General features: G+C 33.4%; 7 protein-coding genes. 5 read left to right on the plus strand and 2 right to left on the minus strand.

Annotated elements, in window-relative coordinates; all coding sequences use genetic code 11:
• Positions 1–126 (minus strand): recombinase family protein (locus BLV40_RS29875; protein WP_348519738.1); only part of this gene is annotated, 126 nt, incomplete at its 3' end.
• 217 nt (positions 127–343) lie between these two features.
• Here BLV40_RS29875 and BLV40_RS27525 point away from each other — a divergent pair.
• The 5 genes from BLV40_RS27525 (at position 344) to BLV40_RS27545 (ending at position 4,981) form a co-directional block, all read left to right on the plus strand.
• Positions 344–1,504, plus strand: coding sequence for a sensor histidine kinase (locus BLV40_RS27525; RefSeq protein WP_170833730.1), 1,161 nt, complete (start codon positions 344–346; stop codon positions 1,502–1,504).
• Positions 1,505–1,509: 5 nt separating this feature from the next.
• Positions 1,510–2,184: a response regulator transcription factor gene (locus BLV40_RS27530; protein WP_244525469.1), complete on the plus strand. Its 675-nt coding sequence runs from the start codon at positions 1,510–1,512 to the stop codon at positions 2,182–2,184.
• Between the two features lie 356 nt (positions 2,185–2,540).
• Entirely contained in the window at positions 2,541–3,572 is a 1,032-nt protein-coding gene (locus BLV40_RS27535; protein WP_090695799.1) for an alpha/beta hydrolase, read from the plus strand.
• Positions 3,573–3,685: 113 nt separating this feature from the next.
• Complete coding sequence (locus tag BLV40_RS27540; protein WP_090695801.1) at positions 3,686–4,393, plus strand: IS6 family transposase; 708 nt, start codon at positions 3,686–3,688, stop codon at positions 4,391–4,393.
• Between the two features lie 228 nt (positions 4,394–4,621).
• The gene (locus BLV40_RS27545) at positions 4,622–4,981 is read left to right on the plus strand and encodes a CAT RNA binding domain-containing protein (RefSeq protein WP_170833731.1); all 360 of its coding nucleotides are present in this window, start codon (positions 4,622–4,624) and stop codon (positions 4,979–4,981) included.
• Positions 4,982–5,024: 43 nt separating this feature from the next.
• On the opposite strand, the gene BLV40_RS27550 is transcribed toward BLV40_RS27545, so the two are convergent.
• A partial coding sequence (locus BLV40_RS27550) for a DDE-type integrase/transposase/recombinase (protein WP_139265640.1) occupies positions 5,025–5,428 on the minus strand: 404 nt, incomplete at its 5' end.

Genomic DNA, 5,428 nt, shown 5'->3' on the forward strand with positions numbered 1-5,428 from the left:
CTCGCAGCCTTCTTTTTCTAACATTTGAATTTGGGATTCTAAATCCTGGTTTAACGTGCTTACTCTGGCATATCCATATTTGACCAAAATATCACGAGTTTTGTAACAAATACTAAATGTGTACATTTTAAACTTTGTTTAGCAATCGGGCCAGATTGTTGAGGAACACAGTGCTAAGATTAGGAAGATATTGTGAAGAAATGTACTTGAAGTAACTGGCAGTTTAGCGGAAGAAAGAAATGGTATAATTGAAGAAAACTGCAATTTATTGTATCTATGCATGATTCGAAAATGAGCAGTTTTAGGAACGATACTATTGACACCAAAGATGGGGGATAAAAGTATGAAAGCAGTAATGGATCAAAGAAGATGGCATTGGTTGGACTATTTTCTATTTCTCATACGAACAATTTGGATTACTTCTAATGGCTACACGATATTCATTAGTACGTCAGGTTTGGAAAAGTGGGTTTTACTTTTATGGGCTAGTTGTTCTTATATAATACCCCATCTATTTTATCGGCCTGGGCTTATAAAATTCCAATATTATTTAATAGCCGAGGTGTTGTTAACGGGTTCGCTGTTTATTTACTTATCGAATCAATATGAAATGTCAGTGACTTACAGTTTTTTATTTGTGCCTATTCTTACTATTGCTTATGCTTGTCAAGTTAAGCCATTAATTTGGTTAGGATTTTTCTTATTAGTTGGTACATTGGTCGGCAATCTCTTCACTGTTAAGGATATTTTTGCACTCTTTATTGACACAACTACCTTTTATTGTATTGGGTTATTTTTAGGAAGGATAACCATTGTCAATAACGCTAATAAAGAGTTAATTGCCTCTATTGAGGAAAAAAATAAGGATTTGGAATATTACTCAAAAAAGATTGAGGAACTGACGATTAAGGAAGAACGAAATAGAATTTCGCAAGATTTGCATGATACAGTAGGCCATATTTTCACGTCGGTCATAACAAGTTTAGATGCCCTTCCTTTTCTATATCAGGCAGATAAAAAAGAAGCAGAAAAAAGTATAAAAGAGATTTCAGATTTAGCACGAAATGGATTGAATGATGTGAGAAAAACAATTCACCATATGTCGCCAACGAATCAGCAAACGCTGGTTGAATCGGTGAAAGAATTGATTGCTGATTTTATGAAACATACATCAACGGATATAAAACTGAATGTCGAAGGGGACGAGATCAAAGTCAATGAAAGAGTAAAGTTTACCATTATTCGTTGTGTACAAGAAGGACTTACAAATGCTAAAAGACATGGTCAGGCAACTTTTATTAGAGTAAATATTTCCTTTAAGCAGGAAGAATTGATTGTTCTTATTGAAGATAATGGAAATGGTTGTAATGAATTAAATTTAGGTTTTGGACTACGCTCAATGAAAGATCGAATATCAGCCTTAACGGGTACAGTTAACTTTAATTCTAAATTGAATAATGGTATGAGGATAACGTGTAACATACCTATTGCAAAGGATGTTTGATTATAATGATTAAAGTGGCAATAGTTGAAGATCAAGAGATTTTAAGAAAAAGCTTAAAAATTGTGATTGAAAGCATTTCTGACATTAAGATCGTTGGAACTGCGGATAATGGAGAAAAGGCAATTGCTTTATGCGAAAGGGAAAACCTTGATATTCTTTTAATGGATATTCAAATGCCTGTGATGGATGGTGTAAAGGCGACAGGTGAAATTAAAAAGCGATGGCCAAATATAAAAGTAATAATACTTACTACTTTTCAAGATGTTACACACGTTTTAAATGCCTTAAATGCTGGTGCAGAGGGTTATATATTAAAGGCTGTTGATCCTGAATTTTTAGTTCAGGGAATTAAAATGGTATATCACGGAGGTTCCCTAATTCCCCAACAATTAGCAAAAAAGGTGTTTGGTCAGATACAATCAAATAATAACGAATACTCGGAACAACTTGACCATAACTTTAAGAATCATTCATATGATTTAAATAATCAAGAATTAAAAATTTTAAAATGTTTAACTCATGGATTATCTAATAAAGACATTTCAGAAAAGATGTTTCTTTCAATTGGAACTGTGAAAAATTATATTTCTACCATTTATTCGAAATTAAATGTAAAAAACAGATCTTCTGCTATTATTAAGGCAATAGAAGAGAGCCTTATAGATGATAAGAAACATTGAAATATGAGAGTGTAGATAAAGCAAATCAACTTTGTCTACACCTTTTTTTTGTAATGAACTGGAACGCTATCTTGAATTTATTTATTCCATAGGTAACTCAGAAGATTGTCATTTACAAAATATTACGGTGGAATGTCATTTGATTTTTTTGGCTAAAAAAGAGCATCAATAACATCTTAATAGCACTTATTGTTAAAAAAGCAATATATATTAGCTAATGGTCATTAATTTGTAGTTTTATTTAAAAATAGTTATGACTTATTAATGACTTACTGGCACTAGAGTATATTACCTTTCATTTGTAGAGTAGAAGTATGAAATATGAAGTGAATTTAGAAAGGAGTAAAAGGTATTAGATGAAAAATATAAAGAAATTAATAAAATGTCTCGGAGTAGTTATTATACTAATACTAGTAATAGCATTTTTTTTTCCTACTTGGACTCCGCATATAAAAGGCGATAACAGTATAAGTACATTAGAACAAGTAAAGATAAATGGAAGTAATCATGAAATTATGATACGCGGCAATGATAAGAATAACCCAGTTATTATTTTTGTGCATGGAGGACCTGGATCTTCGGAAATACCCTATGCCGATAAATACCAAGACTTATTGGAAAGAAATTTTACGGTTGTTAATTACGACCAAAGAGCAAGCGGAAAATCATATCATTTTTTTGAGGACTATTCGAATCTTTCATCAGACTTACTGGTAGAGGACTTATTGTCCTTGACGGATTATATATCAAAACGTCTTGGAAAAGAAAAGGTAATACTAATTAGCCATTCTTATGGTACATATATTGGAATGCAAGCTGCCTATAAAGCTCCTGTAAAATATGAAGCATATATTGGTATTGGACAGATGAGTGATACAGTAGAAAGCGAGATTGACAGTTTGAACTACGTTATTAAGCAGGCTCAAAATGATGGCAATACAGATGATGTTTTATATTTACAAGGATTAACTGGAAAAATCAAAAATGGCGATACGTATACCCCACGAAATTATGTTATGAAATATGGTGGGACTTCAAGACTTATTGATAACCCCGATGATAATAATATAGGTATGTTATTAAGTAGTGAGTATAAATTATTAGATGTAATCCGCTATAACTTTGGGTTATCCTATTCTCAAAAGATTTTGTTAGAGAAAGATTTAAAAAATCCATTACCTACTAAAGTAAAAAAACTTAAATTACCGTGCTATTTTATCATGGGTAAATATGACTATAATACTTCATCTAATGCAGCGAAAAAATATTTTGATAGGATTGAAGCAGATAAAAAAGAATTTATTGCTTTTGAGAAATCAGCTCATTATCCACAATTTGAAGAGAAGGAAAAATTTTACAAATGGATGTGCGATACATTTATAAAATAAAAACAAATAGGGTATCTTTATTGGTTCTGGTGCAAAAACTCTAAAGTTCTTGCAAGTAATCTCCTAAACTTGGACATACTGATAGTATTACTCTAATAGGGTGTGTGATCGGTATGGAAAAGGAAAATTTGTTCAAATGGAAGCATTATCAGCCTGAACTCATCTTATTAACGGTAAGGTGGTACCTACGGTACAATTTGAGCTTCCGTAACCTCGTGGAAATGATGGAGGAAAGAGGATTATCAATTGCTCACACAACGATTATGCGATGGGTTCATCAATATGGACCTCAATTAGAAGAGAAAGTACGATATCATCTTAAATCAACAAATGATTCATGGAGAGTTGATGAAACCTATATTAAAGTAAAAGGCCAATGGACGTATTTATATCGTGCCGTTGATTCAGAAGGAAATACCATTGATTTCTATCTAAGTAAATCAAGAGATAAACAAGCAGCCAAGCGCTTTTTCAAGAAAGCCTTGGCTTTTTCATACATTGCTAAACCTCGCGTGATAACAGTAGATAAGAATCCTGCCTACCCAGTAGCGATTCAAGCGTTGAAAAAAGAGAAACGTATGCCTGAAGGCATAAAGATTAGACAAGTTAGATATCTCAATAATATAGTGGAACAAGATCATCGTTTTATTAAGAAACGCGTGCGCTCTATGTTAGGGCTCAAGTCATTTAAAACAGCAATCTCTATATTGAGTGGTGTTGAAGCCATGCATATGATAAAAAAGGGACAGCTTGATTTAGAAAACCAGTCTGTCCAAAATCAAATAGAGTTCATCCACCAAATATTTGGGCTTATAGCATAAAATACGATTCCGTTAGAAATCTACTATTCTCCGTGTTATTCTTCATATATTTGCACCAAAACCTGACAAAAAGTGTTGACAACGCTTTCATAATGTGATATTTTTCTTGTATAATATAAAACAGAGTGTTACTGATTCGATCAGGCATTACCTATGTTGAGAGTGTGTGGAAGGATTCGCCCATTTTCGAGATGGGATTTTTGTGTTTTACGATGTGGAGGTAGGCCCATGAAGTTTTTGAAAGCCTTTAATAATAATGTGGCCCTAGTTAAAGACGCTTCTAATTTAGAATGGATCGTGATGGGGACAGGAGTGGGGTACCAAAAGCAAAAAGGGGATGCGATTGATGAAACAGTGATTCGACGGAAATTTGTTGCGGAATCGAGCGATATTCGTAGACCTCTTATGAAAATCCTGGAAAACATTAAACCGGAGACGCTAGATGTTTCGGTTGAATTAATCAAAAATGCTGAGGTGGAAATTGGTGTTACATTTAATGATAACATTTACTTAACACTTGCAGATCATCTTAATTTCGCGATTGAACGCACAAATGATGGTCTAGAGGGTTCTGGTGCAAATACTTAGGGAAGATATAAAGAGGCAAAAAGTTTCCTAGTGGAATCTAGTCTTAAGCAGCAATTCCAAATAGTTGATGGATGAACTTCACTTGATTTTGGACAGACTTGTCCAGTAAAACAAGTTGCCCTTTTTTTACCATATGCATAGCTTCTATTCCAGAAATAATGTATGTAGCTGTGCGAAAGGATTTCAATCCTAACATAGAACGAACTCGCTTTTTAATAAACCGATGATCTTGTTCCACTATGTTATTGAGATATTTCACTTGCCTTAGTTGGATGCCTAATGGCATCTTTTTTTCTTTTCTCAATTCTTCAACTGCTATAGGATAAGCTGGATTCTTATCGACTGTCACGACACGAGGCTCAGAAATATGAAAAGACTGCAAAGCTTTCTTGAAGAATCGCTTTGCAGCCTTGTGGTTTCTTGCTTTGCTTAGGTAAAAATCGATGG

It is taken from the genome of Bacillus sp. 166amftsu (assembly GCF_900107445.1).
Taxonomy (GTDB): Bacteria; Bacillota; Bacilli; order Bacillales; family Bacillaceae_G; genus Bacillus_A; species Bacillus_A arachidis.